The organism is Paenibacillus sp. p3-SID1389, assembly GCF_025151705.1.
In the GTDB taxonomy this organism is placed as follows: Bacteria; Bacillota; Bacilli; order Paenibacillales; family Paenibacillaceae; genus Fontibacillus; species Fontibacillus phoenicis.
In genome coordinates this window covers 1-18,955 of record NZ_JALXVO010000051.1, presented here as the reverse complement: position 1 = coordinate 18,955, position 18,955 = coordinate 1, and the positions used below count along the sequence as shown (strand labels likewise).

Below are 18,955 nucleotides of genomic sequence, written 5' to 3'. Positions count from 1 at the left end.
CGTCGATCGCACCCGTTTCATTATAACTTATTTTTCACGCTCCCGTGTCTCAGCCTATGGGAGCATTATACTTCTGCCCCTTTTTTGCCATACGAAAAGCACCCCCTATAGTTTTCATCGGTTTAACACCAGGGTGTTTTTTCAATGTCCACTATAAGGGGTGCACTTCACCCAAGGATGCGCGGACATAAGCTTTTTTTGTGCTGCTCCCCAAAATGTAAACGTTGACATTCGCCGAATAACCGATTATTGTGATGAAAACGAAGTAAAATGTTTGTAATAAAACAATACTTTACTATCACTTTAGGACGATATCTCGTACTTAGGAGGGAGAACGATGGAGAATCAAACGTTTGTTAATCCGATCCTGTCAAATGGTGCGGATCCTTGGGTCATTCGGCATCCCGATGGAAGCTATTACATGATGGTGACCTTGGGCGACCGCATCGCTCTTTGGCACAGTCCAACCTTGAGCGGACTTGGGAATGTTCAACCGAAGACCGTGTGGACGCTTGAGCCAAACGGCCCCTATTCCTTCAATCTGTGGGCGCCGGAACTGCATCTCATCGATGGACGCTGGTATATCTACTATACAGCTAATGACGGCGGCGGGGACGCAACGCGACGCATCTGCGTGCTTGAACTTGCGGGCGATGATCCGATGAACGATGAGTGGCAGTTTAAAGGCGTGGTGAACACGGAGTTCCCAGGGTTAGACGGAACTGTCATCCAACATCAAGGGGAGTTGTATTTCTTTTATTCCGGTTATGGCCATTTTCCGGATTACGGCTCAGCGGTTTACGCTGCTCGAATGACCAATCCTTGGACGTTAACCGGTCCAAACGTGCTGATTACAGCCCCAACGGAGCCGTGGGAGAAGCAAGGCGGGATGGCGATTAACGAAGGCCCTGTCTTGTTGCGGCGCAACGGTTGGATCTTCCTTGTCTTCTCGGCGAGCGCAACGTGGTCGGATGATTACTGTTTAGGCATAACGCGAATCCCGGAGACCGCAGATCTGCTTGATGCGAACTCCTGGATCAAGGAAGACGGCCCGGTTTTTGCAAAAAATCCTTCCGCCGGGGTCTATGCCCCGGGGCATAACAGCTTTACCGTATCTCCCGACGGCTCCGAGGATTGGATCGTTTACCATGCGTACGATTACTCGGAAGCCGAGCAACCCCGCTCCGCTGGTTCTCCCCGCAGCACAAGACTCCAAAAATTTGGTTGGAAAGCAAACGGAATGCCGGATTTCGGGGTTCCTGTCGGCACGGGGGTGCCGATCCCGCGGCCTGCCGGAGAATAAAGGGTGCGAAATTAATTACAGTTTTTTTGAAACTAATAGTTTGATTTGAAACAACAAGTTATTTTATTAAAAAAAATCGTTATCTTCGTAAATGAAAGCGTTGACATCACGTCGAACGGGGATTATAATCAACGCAAAGATACAAAATTATTGTAATAAAACAATAATATAATTTCGCGGTGAGTCATTTGATGACAGAGGGGGTTGAACCGATCCGAAAAGGGCGATGAGTGCAAGCGGAAATATCGGGGGTTGTTGCGTTTGAAATCAATAATCGGGAGGTTCATATGAATAACAAGTCAAAACGTATCTTAAGTTTTCTGTTTGTTTTTATTCTTGCGGTCTCCATGATTACGGCTTGCAGCGGGGGCGGTTCGAAAAAGGCTGACGTAGGCAATAACACCAGCGAGAATGCTACCGAGGAGCCACAGAAGAAGGAAACCGCGTTTACCGACATCAGTCAGGATATTCGCGGGAATACATCTCCGACTCCAGAGCAAATCAACGAAGTGAATACGACGCTCAACGATACGTATCTGGGTGATATTTTTGATGAGAAAATTCCAAACGACTACTCTGCTTACCCTTTCAAAGAAGAAGTGACGCTGGATGTCTGGATGCCTGCGAATCGCAACATCCCGGATATGAACAACCACGCGATCCAGAAGCAAGTGGAGAAGCTGACGGGGATTAAAGTCAACTTCATCACTCCGCCGGTAGGGCAGGAAGCGGATGCCTTTACCTTGATGATGTCCTCCGGAGATTTGCCGGATATCATCATTGAGCCTGGCCGGTACCCTGGAGGCTTTGAGGCGGGCGTTAACGATGGAGCGTATTTGGATCTGACCGATTTGATGGAGAAGTATGCTCCGAACTATACGGCTTGGCGCAATTCTGACGAGACGAGAAGAAAAACGACGGTCACCGACAGCGGCAAACTGCTTGGTTTCTACGGCGTTGCTCCTTATTCGGAATGGATGTGGTTCGGGATGCTGATCAAGCAGGAAGCGCTGGATAAGACAGGGCTTCCGGTGCCTGAAACGATTGATGAATGGCACACCTTCCTGACCAAAGCGAAGGAAGTGGGGTACAGCGAGCCGCTGAACTACGGATCAAACTATGGTCAGATCTTTACCGGGATTTTAAACGGCGCTTATGGCGTGTGGGATTGGACCTTCGTGGACAGCAACGGCAAAGTAGCCTGGGGTCCAGCACAACCGAAGGCCAAGGAATACCTGGCCATGATGCAGCAATGGAACAAAGAAGGGCTGCTCAACAAAGACTGGGCAACGGCTGACTTCAACCAAAGAATGGCCAGCGCCATTTCCGACAAGACCGCGGTTATGATGGATTCGCCGGACACGATGTGGAGCTATTGGAAGGAACAAAATGATATCGATTTTGTTGGCGCGCTGAACCCTGTGCTGAACAAGGGGGATCAATCCGCAACAACGTACAAGAACTTTAAGCGAACGGGTACAGAGGCTGCCATCACCACCCAATGTGATAACGTCGAAGCGGCCATGGCCTGGTTGGATTTCGCCTACACCAAGAAGGGCTGGGAAATCTATAACTACGGAGAATACGGTACGGTTCACCTCATTGATGAGAACGGCAAGCCTTATTATCCAGAGAACAGCTACATGTACAATGATCCGGATGGCCAGCCGGTAGCAGTGGCACTCGATAAATATCGCAGACATATTTGGCCGGACATTCGCGACGAGCATAACTCCAACCCGCTGATCGTAGCGAAAGGCAGCTACTCCGGCGAAATTCGGAAATATTGGACCGAGAACATGGATACGAGCGCGGCTATGCCTCCGATTTCGTTTACGAAAGAGGAAGCTTCACGGGAGGCGGAACTGGGGAACCAGTTGTCTACGCTCCGGGGTGAATATTTTGCCAAGATCATCAAAGGCGAGTTGCCGGTGGACGCGTACGACAAGTTCTTAGAAGAAGCTAAGAAGATGGGGTTGGACGAATTCCTGAGCATTCATCAGGCAGCATTGGATCGTTACAACAGCAGATAATCGCCGTTTGGCCTAAAGATCGAGCAAGAAATATAACGAGGGTGACCGGGGCTGGTTAAGCTTGGGCCCCTCGTTATTGTTTCAGAGAATTCGGAATAAGAAGAGTAGGTGATACGTTCATGGAGATCGTCCGTAAATCAAGAAAAATCGCTCCTTCCTCAGAGGCTCCGAAGCCAAACAGCACGCGAACCAGGATCAAAAAAGATCTGAGAAAAAACTGGTTTGTTTATTTGCTGGCCCTTCCGGTTGTCGCTTGGTTCCTGGTTTTTTGTTACGGTCCGATGTGGGGAGTGCTTATCGCGTTTAAGGATTATAAGCCGTTGCTTGGGTTTGCTCAAAGCGAATGGGTTGGTTTGAAGCATTTCATAGAGTTCTTTCAGGGGCCGTACTTCTGGAGGGTGACCAAGAATACGCTTCTCCTTAATGTGTGGGGGATCGTGTTTGGATTTACGGCACCGATCATTTTGGCGTTGCTGCTGAATGAAATTCGCGACGGGAAGTTCAAAAAAACCGTACAAACGATCACCTATATGCCCCATTTTATCTCTTTGGTGGTCGTGTGCGGGATCATTCATATCTTCACGGCGGATGAAGGCATTGTTACGCAAGTGTTGCAATGGATCACGGGCAAGGACTACACCTCGCTGCTCGGATACTCCGGCTTTTTTAGGCCGATCTATACGTTTTCCGGGATTTGGCAGAACATCGGCTGGGACAGCATCATTTATCTGGCCGCGATGAGTTCGATCGATCCTGCTTTGTATGAGGCAGCCGAGATTGACGGAATCGGTCGAGTCAAAAAGATGTGGTACATTACGCTGCCGCAAATTACGCCGATTATCGTGATTCTGTTTATTTTTGCGATTGGCGGATTGATGGCGTCCGGATACGAGAAGATTATTTTGCTTTACAACCCTCTCATTTACGATACGGCAGACGTCATCGCTTCTTATGTCTATCGAAGGGGCTTACGGGAAGCCAGCCTCAGCTTCTCCACCGCGGTTGGCTTGTTTAGCGCCGTGATCAACTTTGCGCTGCTGTGGGCGACGAACCGAATCGCCCGGCGTACTTCGGAAGTGAGCTTATGGTAGAAAGGGGGATGACCATGTCCAGTCGCAAAAAGCTGAAACGACGACACTGGAAGCCTATGACGACCGGGGATCGCGTGTTTGACGTCATGAACTACATGATGCTCACCGCGATTACGCTAATTTGCTTCTATCCCTTGCTGCATATTTTGCTGGCCTCGGTCAGCAACCCGACGGCGCTGATGGCACACAGCGGACTTTTGTTGAAGCCGCTTGGATTTACGCTGGATGGATATAAGCTGGTCTTTAAGGACAACAGCCTGCTGGTTGGTTATAAAAATACGATCATCTACGTAGGGTTAGGCACGTTGGTGAATATGGTCATGACGATCATGGGCGCTTTTGTCCTGTCGAGAAAAGATCTCTATTTCAAAAATTTCATCATGATTCTGATTACGATCACGATGTTCTTTGGCGGCGGGTTGATTCCCTGGTTTCTATTAATGAAAGATATCCATTTATATAACAACCTGTGGGCGATGATCTTGCCGACCGCGCTGAACACGTGGAATATCATTATCTTAAGAACCAGCTTCCAGTCGCTGCCGGCAGAGCTGGAAGAGGCGGCAACGATCGATGGGGCAAGCCAGGCTGCCATCTTGATCCGGGTGATTCTGCCGCTGTCCAAGGCGACGTTGGCCGTTATTTTTCTGTACTATCTGGTGGGGAACTGGAACTCCTGGTTTAACGCGATGGTCTTGCTGAAGGATCGGGAGCTGTTCCCGCTGCAGCTATTAATGAAGGAAATTTTGGTCGCCAACGATTCCACGGCAACCACGATCGGCAGTGCAGGAGGCGTCGTCATCGACAGTGCTCAGAGCTCGACCGCATTCCGGGAACTGGTGAAATATTGCGCGATCGTTGTATCCACGGTTCCGATTTTGTGCGTGTATCCGTTCTTGCAGAAGTATTTTGTTAAAGGTGTCTACGTCGGGTCAATTAAAGGGTGAAAATGAAGATGGAAACGGGAAAATTCGGGAAAGCGCTGTTGCCTGCCATTTGTCTGTTTCTATTGGCGCAGGTAGGTTGTTCTGGCTCCGGTAGGGCGGGTGAAGAACGGGATGATTTCTATAATGTGCTGATGCAGGACGGGGCAGATCCATGGATGTATAAACATACCGACGGGTATTATTACTTCACGAAAACCACCGGCGGTGACGTGACGGTTTGGAAATCCGCCAGTATGACGGGGGTGGATGCCGCTCCCCGGAGGGTGATTCCGACAGGCGGCCACGGCATTTGGGCTCCCGAGCTTCATTATATTCATGGAGCCTGGTATATTTATTACGCCATGGATGACGGGGACAACGTGAACCATCGCATGTACGTGATGGAGAATACCTCGACCGATCCATTACAAGGTGTATGGAAGCAAAAAGGGCAAATCACCGACGCCGCCAATCGTTGGGCCATTGATGGGACCGTTCTGCAGGTGAACGGCGAATTGTATTTTATTTGGTCCGGTTGGGAAGGGGACGAGAATGTTCGTCAAAATCTATACATCGCCCATATGAGTAACCCCTGGACGATTGATTCGGAGCGTGTGGAGATCGCCCGGCCGACCTATGCCTGGGAAACGAACCATTCGCCGCATGTCAATGAAGGTCCGCAGGTGGCGGTTCGAAACGGAACCATTAATCTGGTCTACTCGGCGAGCGGAAGCTGGACGAACGATTATTGTCTGGGCTTGATCACGGCAGATGTGACCAGCGATTTGCTCGATCCGGCTTCATGGCATAAGAGGGAGGAACCAATTTTTGTGTCCGGCAACGGGCTGTACGGCCCGGGACACCATTCCTTCACCACGTCACCTGACGGTACAGAGGATTGGATTGTATATCACGTGGCGAAATACAAGGATGCCGGCTGGAACCGGGAAGTGCGGATGCAGCCCTTTACCTGGAATGCGGATAACACCCCGAATCTAGGGGTTCCAGTAGACCCGAACCTCCCGCTATCCTTGCCGTCCGGAGAGGCGAGCCGCATCCGCTATGAAGCGGAGAAGGGGCAGCTTGGAGACGGTGTGACTGTGCTGGAGAATCCTGCGGGTTCCGGTGGAAAGAGCGTAGGACGGTTTGAGCAGGAAGACAGCTACGCGGAGTATTCCGTCCAAGCTGCGGCGGGAGAGTATCTCTTGCTGGCGAGAACCGCAAACGGGAGCGCTGCCGGAGAAATGGCCTATTTTGATTTAAGCGTTGATATGGGATCTTCCGTTACCGTGGCGGTTCACCCGAAGGGATGGAACAACTGGGGATTGTCCACTGCCAAAATTCAGCTGAAGGATGGGACAAACAAGCTGCGATTCACCAAGAATCGCGGGGAGTTTGAACTGGACTGCTTTGATCTGATGCCGTTGAAGATCCCGGAATCGTGATAACCTTTATGAATCTTGATTTATTACAGCTTATTGTAGTAAAGTCAAGAAAGTAAGATCATTTTTTGGGAATACGGATACGGAGGTTCCTATGCTGGAAGTCGGGATACACGAACCGGATAAGCTGGTTCAAGTGGCGCACGCGCTCTCTACACGGTCTCGCGTAGACATTCTTCGCCTGCTCAACACGCGGAGCATGAATATCATTGAGCTTGCCGAGACGCTGGAGCTGCCAGTGTCTACGGTGGCGAACAACGTCAAGATATTGGAAGCAGCCAAGCTGATTAATACGGAATTGCTTCCGGCCGTCCGCGGTGCGATGAAGGTGTGCAGCCGCAATTACGACGATATTCTCATCTCGTTGAACTCGAGCATCCGGACGTCCAAGGACGGGATGAAGTTTTACGAGGTTGAAATGCCGATCGGGCATTACAGCGATTGTGAGGTTCATCCGACGTGCGGCATGGCATCCAGCGAAGGGATGCTGGTTCGGGAGGATGAGCCGGCCAGCTTCTACCACCCTAAGCATGTGGGGGCGCAGATTCTGTGGTTTCGTAAAGGGTATGTGGAGTACCAGTTCCCGCTGGAAGTTCCGCAGAATGCGCGCATTCAATCGCTGGAGTTGTCAATGGAAATGTGCTCGGAAGCACCAAACTATGACAATGACTGGCCTTCAGATATTTCCGTATGGATTAATGGCGTTGAGATCGGCATGTGGACGAGTCCCGGGGATTTTGGGGATCGGCGCGGCGCATTAAATCCGTCCTGGTGGGAAGATTGGATGACGCAATACGGCTTGTTGAAAACATGGCGAGTTGACCGCGAACGCACGACGCTCGATATGCAGAAAGTCTCCGACGTCACGATCAACGATCTGAACCTCGATCAACGGCCGAGTCTGCGTGTGCGGATCGGCGTCAAGCCGGATGCGATCCATAAGGGCGGCGTTAATCTATTCGGCAAGCAGTTTGGCGATTACGACCAGGACCTGGTTCTGCAGGTCGCCTACACTTTGGATGAAGACGCTTGATTATATTCAATGAAGCTTTAATCTAACCATCGGCTCCTTGGGGAGTTGGTGGTTTTTTTTGTATTGCAGATACTTAATTCCAAAAAGTTCGTAAAATAAAAATGCCTAATATGATTAGAAAAATCAGCTGAAAGCGTTGACAAAATATGAGTTCGGGGATATATTTAGCTTAAAAGATACAAAAATTATGTATTAAAACAAAAACAATAAATTGAGACCCGAAGGAGCGGAAAAATGACAAGTCAACCTTTACGTAACGAGTACCCTCGTCCCCAATTTGTCCGCGACGCTTGGATGAGTTTAAACGGAGAATGGGAGTTTGAATTTGACGACCAAGGGATTGGTGAAAGGGAAAGATGGTACGAGAAACATGATTTTGGCCGGAAAATCAACGTGCCGTTCTGCTACCAGAGCAAGCTGAGCGGCATCGGCGATCCAACCGTACACGATCAGGTCTGGTACCGGAGAACCTTTACCGTACCGGAAGACTATAAGGCTGGCCGGCTGCTGCTGCATTTTGGCGCCGTGGATTACGAGGCCAAAGTATGGGTGAACGGGCATCTGGTGGCGATGCATGAAGGCGGACATACGCCGTTTAAGGCGGATATTACGGATGTGCTTGATGAAGGCGAGAATATCGTTGTCGTGAAGGCGACGGACTACAGCCGCGACGTCTCCCTGCCGCGGGGCAAGCAGTATTGGAAGGATCAGTCGGAGAGCATCTTTTACACCCGCACGACCGGGATTTGGCAGAGCGTCTGGCTTGAGCCGGTACCAACGACACGAATTGATCGCATTCGGTTGATCCCGGACATCGACAAGAATGATATCGGTCTTGAGGTGTTTTTGGCAGGGCACAGCGCCTCCGTTAAAGCCAGCATGAAAGCCGTCATCACGTTTAACGGCGAATTTGTCGCTGAGGATTGCTTCTCCTTAAGTCATGAGTCGGGTCGCCGGGTGATTCACCTGGATGACTTTAACGATCATGGTCTGGGACGCTGGTGGACGCCGGAGCGCCCCAATTTGTACGATCTAGAGCTAACGCTGCTGATCGATGGTATGCCCGTGGACACGGTCTATAGCTATTTCGGGATGCGCAAAATTTCAGTGGAATCCGGCAAACTGCACTTAAATAATCGTTCCTATTATATGAAGCTGGTGCTGGATCAAGGTTACTTCCCGGATGGCTTGCTGACCGCGCCAAGCGACGAGGACTTGCGCCGGGACGTGGAGCTGGTGAAGGCCATGGGGCTGAACGGGGTGCGGAAGCATCAGAAAATCGAAGATCCCCGCTACTTGTATTGGGCCGACAAGCTGGGTCTGCTGGTGTGGGGGGAGATGGCGAACGCCTACCAGTTCACTGAGCAGTATGTCAGCCGGATGACGCGGGAATGGATGCAGGCGGTGGAGCGGGATTTTAACCATCCTTGCATCGTGGCATGGGTTCCGCTGAACGAAAGTTGGGGCGTGACCAACATTATGATTGACAAGCAGCAGCAGCACCACGCGGTATCGCTGTACCACCTGACCAAATCGCTGGACCCCACGCGCCCGGTCATTTCCAATGACGGATGGGAACTGGTTACCACCGACCTTGTGACGATTCACGACTACGAGTGGCGTAGGGAAAAGCTGGAGGAACGGTATGCAACGGTCGAATCGGCTTTGACTGCTGCTCCCGGTAATCGGGTGATTCTGGTGCCCGGATTCCCTTACGAGGGGCAGCCGATTCTGGTCACAGAGTTTGGCGGGATATCCTTTAAGGTGAACGAATGGGAAGGCTGGGGGTACTCGGGTGCGGAGAATGAGGAGGATTTTGCGTTGCGGCTAAAGAATGTTATCGTACCGATGCTGCAATCTCCGGTGGTTCAAGGCTTCTGCTATACCCAGTTTACGGACGTGGAGCAGGAAATTAATGGCCTGTTGACCTATGATCGTAAGCCGAAGCTGCCTCTGGAAACCATTCGTTCGATTGTAGCGGGAACCTAAAAAATCAAGGAGTGCCCCTATCTAATGACTCAAAATCAGCGAACAGGCGCCGCATTGATCCGCGAGATCGCCCGGACGAAAGCCCCCTACGGAACCTTGGCGATTTGGTATCTTGGCCAGGAAAGCGTCATCGTTAAAGGGGATGGGATCACGATTTACGTAGATCCCTATCTCTCGGGCGATCTGGACGACGGCGATTGGCGGCGCACATTTCCTGCGCCCATTGCACCGGAAGAGATTGAAGGCGTTCAGCTATGCCTGATTACGCATGAACACGATGACCATATGGATGCGCGGACGCTGCCGTGGCTGCATCGCAGCAGTCCGGAGGCGCCGATCCTCGCACCGGCGTGCTGCAAGCCGGCATTGCAGGAGATGGGCCTACCGGACTCCCTGCTCATCACCGCAGACGACCGTAAGCCGCTGGAATTCTTCTCCAAGCTGCGAGTAACGCCAATTGCGGCGGCCCATGAGCAGTTGGAACGGGATGCGGACGGCTGCCCCCGGTACGTCGGGTACGTTTTGGAGCTTAACGGCGTGACGCTTTATCATGCCGGGGATACGTTGGTTTTTCCGGAATTGATCAAGCGAGTTGGTGAGCTGAAACCGGACATCGCCCTGCTGCCGATCAACGGGCGGGATTACTTCCGCCAGCGGCGCGGAATCGTTGGGAACATGGATTACCGGGAAGCGGCACACTTCGCCCAGGAAATCGGCGTGGATACAGTGATCCCGCTGCATTATGACCTGTTCGCGGTAAATGCAGAGAAGCCGGGGCACTTCGTGGATTATGTGTATGAACATTTTCCCGAGCAGAAAGTCCACGTGATGGCCAGAGCCGAGCGCTTCCTCTACGTATCGCCGCGCGCATTCCTGCTGGACTAACCGTGAAAAAATAGCCGGCCAGAAGTTGATTGTTCTGGCCGGCTATTTTTTATAAGCAGGTGGTTGAGGGAGGGGAGTCTTTCTGGGGGGACTTTCACACATTATCCCTTTCGTTCAGGGTGCCTCTGTGAGGTTCTTTTGCATCATTATCCCTTTCGTTCAGAAGGTAAGCAGGTGGCGTGGGGCGGAAGGCGTGTCCGAATAAGGGAACGGGAAATCAGGGACAAGTCCGAGACTGGATCCCGAACTATTCCCGAACCATCCAAAAAGCAATTTGAACCAACCCCGAGTCAATCCCGAATCACCTTTAATCATTCCCAAATCAATCCTGAATTTGCTCTGATTCAATCTCAATCGTTCCCAACCATTCTCGGATCAATTCCCAGCATTTCCGAATCAATTCGCATCAATTCTGCACGAATTCCGAATCCACCACGAACCACTCTCAACCCATCCTGAACTACACGAAAATCCGGCCCTCCCCCTGCTTTTCGTTCTCTTGAGTGGATCTGTTTCCATGCGCTCTGATCAAAGGGGATAATCCTGCAAAGCGTCCGGGCAGAGAGAGGGGAGCTAGTCGAACATCTGTCCCTTCCCCACCCTTTCCTTCCCGAGAGGATCTGTTTCCATGCGCTCTGATCAAAGGGGATAATCCTGCAAAAGCGTCCGGACAAAGAGGGGGTCACCTAGCCTAGTGTTCATACAACGTGAGTATCGCCTGAGCTTCGGATTTCACTCGTTCTCGCAGCTCTTGCGGCTCCAGCACTTCTACATCCCGGCCGTTCCTTAGGATCACGCCGCATGCCCAGTCCAGTGTCTGGAGGTCGATCTCCGCCAGAATCTGGCCCTGGTTGTCCGGTCCTTCCGTATGAAGCACTTTGATGAATCGCTCCCTGCGGAGTTGGCTCAGCCCGGTTTCGTTCGTCCGTATCCGCGCGAGATAGCGGGGCAGTTCCGATTTGAAGCGAGTGGTCGATTGCTCCCAATACGCCGCCAGGTCAAACCCATCTGGCCGTACGAATGTCTCCTCTAACAGGGAGGCTTCCTCCAGCCGGGAAATGCGGAACGTGCGAAGCTCCCCGTTCGGCTCCTGCTCGGCCGCTACGTACCATACGTTGCGTTTGGCGATAAGCCCCAGGGGATGGATGATCCGCTCGGTGACATCGTCTTCCTTGCGGTAGCGGATGCGCAGCTTCCGCTGGGTCCATACCGCCTCCTGCACGGCGGCCAGCCAAGGGAAAGCCTCCTCCGAGGCGTGCCATCCGGCCCCGTCGATATGGAGGCGCTCGCGGATCATCTCGGCGTCCTGCCGAATTGGGGCGGGGGCAGCGGCTAGTAGCTTCTGATAAGCAGCCTGAAAATCCCCCTGTATCCCCAGATCCTTCAAAAGCTCGTTATGGTTCGTCAGCAGCAGCGAGACGATTTCCTCCGGCCGCATGCCGGTCAGGTTCGTCCGATAGCTGTCCGCCAGCACCCAACCGCCGCGGGAGCCGCGCTCCGCGTACACGGGGATGCCCGCCGCGCTCAACGCCTCGATGTCCCGGACGATCGTCCGCTCCGACACCTCCAGCAGCTCTGCCAGCTGGCGCGAGCTCATTTTTCCCCGGTTCTGCAGCAAGAGCAGCAGATTTAGCAAACGATCCGCACGCACAATAACTCCCCCTCCCGCCTCTTTAGATTCGTGGAATGATTATACCATGGATATAAGACAATAGATGTCATATATACTTTGATATTCTACAAAGGTACGTGCGAAATTCAATCTGGAAAGGAAGCGAAAGAAACCATGGATAAGAAACCTTTAGCGGGAAAAGTGGCCGTCGTTGCCGGAGCAACACGTGGAGCAGGCCGGGGAATCGCTGTTATGTTGGGGGCTGCTGGGGCGACGGTGTATTGCACCGGACGGAGCGTCCGGGGAGAAGCATCGGACATCGGCCGAACGGAGACGATTGACGAGACGGCTGAAATGGTAACCGCTCGCGGCGGAATCGGGATCGCCGTCCGCACGGATCATACGGTGCCGGAGCAGGTCAAGGCTTTGTTTGAACGTGTGGACAAGGAACAGAACGGACGCCTGGACATTTTGGTGAATGACATTTGGGGCGGCGAGAACCTCACCCATTGGAACAGTCCGTTCTGGGAGCAGCCGTTGGCCGATGGGTTACTGATGCAGGAGCGGGCCGTTCGTACCCATCTCATTACGAGCTATTACGGGGTACCGATGATGATCAAACGGAAGGAAGGCCTGGTCATCGAAATTACCGACGGATCGACCTATAACTATCGAGGGAACCTGTACTACAGTCTGGCCAAAATCTCACCGATCCACCTGGCCGCAGCCATGGCCGAGGAACTGAAGGCGCACAATGTGACGGCATTGGCGGTGACTCCTGGATTTTTGCGTTCCGAGCAGATGCTGGACTATTTTGGCGTTCAGGAAGCGAATTGGCGAGATGCCATCAAGAAGGAACCGTTATACGCGGAATCCGAAACGCCGTATTTTGTGGGGCAAGCAGTGGCGGCTCTGGCCGCAGACCCGAACGTCCACGCCAAAACCGGCCGAGCGCTGACCAGCTGGGACCTGTCCGACGAATACGGGTTCATTGACATCGACGGACGTAAGCCGCATTGGGGCAATTTTGCACGCGAGCGGGGATTACCGGTGAACTGAGCATAGGAACGACGTGTCCGGATTCCCTATCGCCTATCTAAAAAAGCGCGAGGGCATGAGAAACTCCTCCTGCACCCGCGCTTTTTGACTTTTACTTGCCTTGCGGCCATAAACGTGCGGAATAATGGGGGATGACCTGAATGTCGTGGATTTTGGCGATCTCCACCCCTTCAAATCGCTCCACGTAGGCCTGGTTCACGAAGCTATGCACCGTGCCTCGGCGAAGCGGTGTAATCGAGAGGTGCAGCGGATGGTTCTCCAGCTCGTGCCGCACTTGTTTTAACCCGATTTCCCAATGCTGTCCGTAATGGATATGATCCGTCAACATCCGGTCACCGAGGTAAGCGGCGGCCACATCGCCGTCGTACTCGATACGCAGCCAGACGTCCGATACGGATTCCGGCCAGTCAGCAGGGACATCCACCAGTACAGAGCGATCCGATGGAGAGTTGAGAGTCAGCTCGGGCAAATAAGCGGCAAAATCAAGGGTATACGTTTGGAACACACTTCCGTCAGGTTCTGCCGCAGTTTGCAACACCCCCGCACTGCTCCGCAATTCAGCCGATGGGACAGGTGCTGGATAGAGGGATAAGGTCACTTGGTTTTGTCCCGGCGAAGTGCAGATAAGCTGCCCGTCCTTTATCGCCAAATGGCTCGTGCTGATGACCAGCCTATCGTGGCCCCACAGCCCGTCGAAACGATAAGTTAGTAACGCCTCATCTCGGGTTAAGGTGACGAGACGAACGACCCTGCCTTCGGCTGTCTTCACTCGGATCTGATGTTGGCGGCCGGTCGCTGGGCGAACGATCCAGTTCGCCTCGTCTTCTTTAACGGCACCATGGCTCCCATCCCCTCCTACTTCAGATACCGAGGATTTGCGGATCACGATCTCGGGTTCCATTCCGTCATGGGCAAAAAACACCAGCAACGTTTCGTCCTCTGCTTCCAGCCGGGTTAATAGCTGCACGGTGGCGCTCACAATAAACAATCCGTCCAGCTCTAAGTTGAACGGCAGGATCGCGGCAAGCCTGCTCCGAAGCGTGAACTCGCCAGTTTGAGGGAAGAACGCCTTCCCCTGTGGCGTATCCAGCTCGATTCGTAGCCGGCGATCCGGCAGGTCGACATGATCCTGGAAATTGTTCAGGAACACAAATCCGGAGCCGTCTTTTTGCCGGACGCACCAACGTACGCTGTGGGTATCTTCAGGTGCGATATGCTCCTGACCTGCGGGCAGCACGGTCCCCATCGGAGCTAGAAGGTGACCAAAAGCTTGCAGAAACAACGAGATCGTACGGATGCGGTCATACGAATCACCAACCCGTCCAAACTCGCCTAGGGGCGATTGGTAATCGTAAGTGATCTTCGGCAAACCGGATTCGTTTAAGAACGTCTTGCGGCCGACGGGATTGGAACCGCCGTGGTACATGTAATAACCCAGGAGATTGCTGCCGCTGCCCATCTTCACTAACGTCATCGCTTCGATGCTCTCCGCCGGCACGTAAGGCCGGGCCTTGTAGCTGACCTGCATGCCGCCGGCCATTTCGCAATAAGCTACCGGATACTCCAGGCTGTCGTAATTCACCGGCTCGGCGGGCGTAACGTGCAGATCCTGGAACAGGAACTCGCGGCTTGGCGGTTGGTTTGGGATCCACGGTGTATAAGCGTATCCAGCCAGCATGGGTAACGTGCCCTCCTCAGGTACTGCGGCTCCACCCCAAGCAGTAGCGGTAAAAAACAGCGGACGAATGCCAACCTCCTCGGCAATCCGGCGCAATTCGTCCAAATGCGCGGAGCCGTCAGTACCGGCGGTTACGTATTGACCGGAGCTGTATCCCCAGGCGTCCAGCGGTGCGCCAGCGTGCATATACTCGTTCTCCAGTTGCACGGCGATCACCGGGCCGCCTTCCTGATAATAGGTACCTTGAATTTGCCGGGCGATCTCCCGGTACAAACGTCGGGCCAGCGACAAATAACGCTCATCATTGGAGCGCACCTCCAGCGGATAACGGAACACCCAATCGGGGATGCCGCCGTTGCGGACCTCACCGTGGCAAAACGGGCCGATCCGTAAAATCAGCGGCAGCTCATGCTTGGCGCAGAGATCAATGAAATGCCGCAGATTGCGGTTGCCGCTCCAATCGAAGACGCCCTCCTCCTCTTCGTGGAAATTCCAAAACACGTAGGTCGCAACGAGATGAACGCCGCCGGCTTTCATTTTCAGCAGCTCTTCCTCCCAATGCAAATAAGAGAAGCGGGAAAAATGAAACTCGCCAACGACCGGAATCACAGGTTCGCCGTTGCGGGTCATATAGAAGTTGGTAAATCCAAACGATTCTCCTTTCGGATTGCTTCCTGCGTGCAGGGCTAGTTTGCCGGGACGGATCGTTTTGTTGGCTTGGCCGATTTCAAGTCTTAGGACTGCAGCTGTGTTATTGGTCATAGAGAGAACAGCCTCCTAAAGGATTTAAAATCCGATGGATCGTGTTGGATCTGGATGTTGATGTATACATCGGTTATATTCATTTTAGATGTTTATTGCTGGTTGAAGGAAGAGAGGATATGGCTAAAAACGACGGATTATGCTATCAACGATGAGCGTCCCTACGGCATTCTAATTGCGGGGCATTATACGGAAACCGCGGGGTATTCCATTCACCGGCCGTACTGGATCCCAGAATCGACGATGTCGTCGGGTATTTGCGGGAGTCGTACCGCGAGCGGGCCTTTAAACCGAAAAAAGTGTCCAGCAATCAAAGAAGGTGTCCCAAGATCATCCTTGGAACACCTTGTTTTTTTGGCCTGGAGGCCATTAATATGTACCACCGTTTGGACGCTGCGACACATCGCGCTCAAACGCCACAATCCAATCACCCTGGACAGCGGCATATCCGACATCGCCCTCGGCGACAAGGCCGTACAGATTTTTGACATCCAAATATTCCTGACGGCTGCCGTTATCAAACTCCAACGTAATGTAATAGTACGTCCGAGAAGACGAGCTGTGCATCGTGTTATTTTTGCCTATGTGACTGGAGCTGTGCTGCACGTCCATCCGTTTCGAGATGATTCGCGCATATCTCGTTTCCCGCGGGGAGCGGGCGTTCTTGGCGTAACGGACCCCACTGGATATCATCAACACGATGAAAATAACAAAAAAGATGACCATAAATACGGGGATGATGGTAAACATGATATCGCCGCCTCCCCCAAAGCCGCCTCCGCCAAACGGAGAGGGATCGAATCCTCCCATGGGTTCCGCCTCCTTTGTTCTGACTTACAACGCAAGTTTGACTGGTTGCTGTCTATGTTCTTCCTTTATATACGTGAAAATGCAAATATTGTTTCGTCCTCCTAAAAAATCTGGCTGCTCGATAACGCGTGGATTGTGAACGCATACGAATTGTGATAAACTGGAATCACTATAAAAAGAACGGAGGGTTCCCCGTGTTGTACATTAAATTCCGTTTCACCACTTTGTGCGTATAATTGAATACTGCCAAAGGCTCTGCACCTGTGCAGAGCGAACGGGATAGGTGTACTATGATAAAGGGGACCAATTGGAACTTTAGAATAGAATATGCCTGATTTGGCCGGGAACGCGAACGGGGACGTGATCTTCTGTTCGTGGATTTCGGGCTGTTTGAGGGACCGTTTGCGTAAACACAGGTGTAGTGCCTGTGTTTATTTTTTCCTATAAAGGAGGAACTCGGTTATGACCATGACGGAACAACAACAGTTAGAGCAAAAAGCCATCTTGGTTGGCGTGAATTTAAATCATCAGTCGGATTTCGACTATTCGATGGAAGAACTAGCGAATTTGGCGGAGGCCTGCGACATTGAAGTCGTGGGCGTGCTTACGCAAAACCTGCCTAAGGTCACTCCGTCGCATTATATCGGTACAGGCAAAATTGCCGAGGTGCGGGCGCTCTTGGAGGCGCACGACGGCAATCTCGTGATTTTTAATGATGAGTTATCCCCGTCGCAGCTGCGAAATCTGGAGTCCGATCTGGAGTGTAAAGTGATTGACCGGACGCTGCTGATTCTGGATATTTTTGCGGAACGGGCGAAAACCCGCGAGGCCCAGCTCCAAGTTGAGGTGGCCCGGCTGAAGTATATGCTGCCGCGGCTCATCGGGCTGCGGGAATCGCTGGGGCGCCAAAGCGGCGGGGTCGGCACGAAGAACCGCGGTGCGGGGGAGACGAGACTGGAGCTTGATCGCCGGCGGATTGAGGAGAAGATCACCGCGCTCAGCCGTGAGCTGGAGACGCTGGTGGCCCATCGCCAAACCCAACGCAAACAGCGCAAGAAGAACGATGTGCCTGTCGTATCGCTCGTTGGCTATACCAATGCCGGGAAGTCGACGATCATGAACGCGCTGCTCGAAACATATACCCCCGGAATGGAGAAGCAGGTGCTGGAGAAGGATATGCTGTTCGCCACGCTGGAGACGTCCGTCCGCAATATCCCGCTGGAGGATAACAAGTCGTTTTTGCTGACGGATACGGTGGGCTTCGTGAGCCGGCTGCCGCATCACCTGGTCAAGGCGTTTCGATCCACATTGGAGGAGGTTGCTGAGGCGGATCTTTTGATCCATGTCGTTGATTATTCCAACCCGGAATTCGCGCGGATGATCGAGATCACGCACCAAACGTTGAAGGAAATTGGCATCACCGACATCCCGATGATTTATGCCTACAACAAGTCCGATCGGACGGAGCAAGCATTCCCAAGTGTGCAGGGAGATATCATTTACTTGGCCGCTAAGCCGCGCATCGGTATTGCCGAGCTGGTGAATGAAATCCGCCGGCGGATTTTCAAGGACTACGTGAAGTGCACGATGTTGATTCCGTACGATAAAGGGTCCCTCGTTTCTTACTTGAATGAGCAGGCCAACGTGCTCGAGACGAGTTATGAGGAAGAGGGAACAAAGCTCGTTCTGGAGTGTAAGCAAAGCGATTACGGAAGATATAAGGAGTATGTGCTCGAAGGTGCGGAGTGACAGGAAAATATTTTCGCTTATCGGTTGTCGGATGGGAAGGGAAGACGTATAATAGCCCTCAAAACACGTCTTTCTAACAAAGGAGAGCGATAAGCATGTCCGATATGTTAGTGAAATTATACGATCTTCCCCCCTTCGAATCGGCCCAGCAGTACGAAGCCCGGACCGGGATCACCATTCGCCGTGCCATCGGCCCGGAGAAGCATGTTGTCGCGAAATGGGTAGGCGAGCATTTCAATGAGCACTGGGTAAGCGAATGTGAAGTAGCTCTTGCCCGTTCGCCAGTTTCCTGTATTATCGCCATTGAAAACGGAAAGCTGCTAGGCTTCGCCTGCTATGATGCCACGATGAAAGGGTTCTTCGGACCCACCGGCGTTGATGAGAAGGAGCGGGGCCGGGGGATCGGCAAACAGCTGCTGCTGCATACGCTCGACCTGATGCGGATGGACGGTTACGGATATGCGGTAATCGGTGGCGCGGGCCCGAAAGATTTCTACGCCAAGGCGACCGGCGCGATCGTGATTGAGGGCTCGGAGCCCGGAATATACAAAGGGATGCTGCGATAGGGCAGCATCCCTTTTTG

Annotated in this window: 14 protein-coding genes; 11 read left to right on the top strand and 3 right to left on the bottom strand. The window is 52.6% G+C overall.

The window, feature by feature from the left end; genetic code table 11:
- Positions 1-337: 337 nt before the first annotated feature.
- The 8 genes from M3G15_RS17525 (at position 338) to M3G15_RS17490 (ending at position 10,702) form a co-directional block, all read left to right on the top strand.
- Positions 338-1,303 (top strand): glycoside hydrolase family 43 protein, encoded by a 966-nt coding sequence (locus M3G15_RS17525; RefSeq protein WP_260071619.1) that lies wholly within the window; start codon positions 338-340, stop codon positions 1,301-1,303.
- A 287-nt stretch (positions 1,304-1,590) separates the two neighbouring features.
- Positions 1,591-3,336 carry an extracellular solute-binding protein gene (locus M3G15_RS17520; RefSeq protein ID WP_009226508.1) on the top strand — a complete coding sequence of 582 codons (1,746 nt, stop codon included), beginning with the start codon at positions 1,591-1,593 and terminating at the stop codon, positions 3,334-3,336.
- A 119-nt stretch (positions 3,337-3,455) separates the two neighbouring features.
- Complete coding sequence (locus M3G15_RS17515; protein ID WP_009226507.1) at positions 3,456-4,427, top strand: ABC transporter permease; 972 nt, start codon at positions 3,456-3,458, stop codon at positions 4,425-4,427.
- 14 nt (positions 4,428-4,441) lie between these two features.
- Positions 4,442-5,374, top strand: a complete 933-nt coding sequence (locus M3G15_RS17510; RefSeq protein ID WP_036646321.1) for a carbohydrate ABC transporter permease — start codon at positions 4,442-4,444, stop codon at positions 5,372-5,374.
- Positions 5,375-5,376: 2 nt separating this feature from the next.
- Positions 5,377-6,798: a family 43 glycosylhydrolase gene (locus M3G15_RS17505; protein ID WP_260071618.1), complete on the top strand. Its 1,422-nt coding sequence runs from the start codon at positions 5,377-5,379 to the stop codon at positions 6,796-6,798.
- Between the two features lie 91 nt (positions 6,799-6,889).
- Positions 6,890-7,828 carry an ArsR/SmtB family transcription factor gene (locus M3G15_RS17500; RefSeq protein ID WP_009226504.1) on the top strand — a complete coding sequence of 313 codons (939 nt, stop codon included), beginning with the start codon at positions 6,890-6,892 and terminating at the stop codon, positions 7,826-7,828.
- Between the two features lie 234 nt (positions 7,829-8,062).
- On the top strand, positions 8,063-9,817 hold the full coding sequence (locus M3G15_RS17495) for a glycoside hydrolase family 2 protein (protein ID WP_009226503.1): 1,755 nt from the start codon (positions 8,063-8,065) through the stop codon (positions 9,815-9,817).
- A 24-nt stretch (positions 9,818-9,841) separates the two neighbouring features.
- Complete coding sequence (locus M3G15_RS17490; protein WP_260071617.1) at positions 9,842-10,702, top strand: MBL fold metallo-hydrolase; 861 nt, start codon at positions 9,842-9,844, stop codon at positions 10,700-10,702.
- 691 nt (positions 10,703-11,393) lie between these two features.
- Here the strand turns inward: M3G15_RS17490 and M3G15_RS17485 are convergent.
- Positions 11,394-12,353 (bottom strand): helix-turn-helix transcriptional regulator, encoded by a 960-nt coding sequence (locus M3G15_RS17485; RefSeq protein WP_260071616.1) that lies wholly within the window; start codon positions 12,351-12,353, stop codon positions 11,394-11,396.
- Positions 12,354-12,488: 135 nt separating this feature from the next.
- Here M3G15_RS17485 and M3G15_RS17480 point away from each other — a divergent pair, with 135 nt between their 5' ends.
- The gene (locus M3G15_RS17480; RefSeq protein ID WP_260071615.1) at positions 12,489-13,373 is read left to right on the top strand and encodes an SDR family oxidoreductase; all 885 of its coding nucleotides are present in this window, start codon (positions 12,489-12,491) and stop codon (positions 13,371-13,373) included.
- Between the two features lie 91 nt (positions 13,374-13,464).
- Here M3G15_RS17480 and M3G15_RS17475 read toward each other — a convergent pair whose 3' ends face one another.
- Together M3G15_RS17475 and M3G15_RS17470 are read right to left on the bottom strand one after the other, a co-directional pair.
- Complete coding sequence (locus tag M3G15_RS17475) at positions 13,465-15,813, bottom strand: beta-galactosidase (protein ID WP_260071614.1); 2,349 nt, start codon at positions 15,811-15,813, stop codon at positions 13,465-13,467.
- A gap of 369 nt (positions 15,814-16,182) precedes the next feature.
- Entirely contained in the window at positions 16,183-16,623 is a 441-nt protein-coding gene (locus tag M3G15_RS17470) for a DUF2500 domain-containing protein (protein WP_260071613.1), read from the bottom strand.
- A gap of 462 nt (positions 16,624-17,085) precedes the next feature.
- Between M3G15_RS17470 and hflX the strand changes: the two genes are divergently transcribed.
- Both hflX and M3G15_RS17460 read left to right on the top strand, forming a co-directional pair.
- Positions 17,086-18,372 (top strand): GTPase HflX, encoded by a 1,287-nt coding sequence (gene hflX / locus M3G15_RS17465; RefSeq protein WP_009226497.1) that lies wholly within the window; start codon positions 17,086-17,088, stop codon positions 18,370-18,372.
- Positions 18,373-18,467: 95 nt separating this feature from the next.
- Positions 18,468-18,938, top strand: a complete 471-nt coding sequence (locus tag M3G15_RS17460) for a GNAT family N-acetyltransferase (protein ID WP_009226496.1) — start codon at positions 18,468-18,470, stop codon at positions 18,936-18,938.
- Positions 18,939-18,955 lie beyond the last annotated feature (17 nt).

Coding starts and splice junctions, on each gene's coding strand:
- M3G15_RS17525 (WP_260071619.1), top strand. CDS start 338: ATGGAGAATCAAACGTTTGTTAATCCGATCCTGTCAAATGGTGCGGAT.
- M3G15_RS17520 (WP_009226508.1), top strand. CDS start 1,591: ATGAATAACAAGTCAAAACGTATCTTAAGTTTTCTGTTTGTTTTTATT.
- M3G15_RS17515 (WP_009226507.1), top strand. CDS start 3,456: ATGGAGATCGTCCGTAAATCAAGAAAAATCGCTCCTTCCTCAGAGGCT.
- M3G15_RS17510 (WP_036646321.1), top strand. CDS start 4,442: ATGTCCAGTCGCAAAAAGCTGAAACGACGACACTGGAAGCCTATGACG.
- M3G15_RS17505 (WP_260071618.1), top strand. CDS start 5,377: ATGAAGATGGAAACGGGAAAATTCGGGAAAGCGCTGTTGCCTGCCATT.
- M3G15_RS17500 (WP_009226504.1), top strand. CDS start 6,890: ATGCTGGAAGTCGGGATACACGAACCGGATAAGCTGGTTCAAGTGGCG.
- M3G15_RS17495 (WP_009226503.1), top strand. CDS start 8,063: ATGACAAGTCAACCTTTACGTAACGAGTACCCTCGTCCCCAATTTGTC.
- M3G15_RS17490 (WP_260071617.1), top strand. CDS start 9,842: ATGACTCAAAATCAGCGAACAGGCGCCGCATTGATCCGCGAGATCGCC.
- M3G15_RS17480 (WP_260071615.1), top strand. CDS start 12,489: ATGGATAAGAAACCTTTAGCGGGAAAAGTGGCCGTCGTTGCCGGAGCA.
- M3G15_RS17475 (WP_260071614.1), bottom strand. CDS start 15,813: ATGACCAATAACACAGCTGCAGTCCTAAGACTTGAAATCGGCCAAGCC.
- M3G15_RS17470 (WP_260071613.1), bottom strand. CDS start 16,623: ATGGGAGGATTCGATCCCTCTCCGTTTGGCGGAGGCGGCTTTGGGGGA.
- hflX (WP_009226497.1), top strand. CDS start 17,086: ATGACCATGACGGAACAACAACAGTTAGAGCAAAAAGCCATCTTGGTT.
- M3G15_RS17460 (WP_009226496.1), top strand. CDS start 18,468: ATGTCCGATATGTTAGTGAAATTATACGATCTTCCCCCCTTCGAATCG.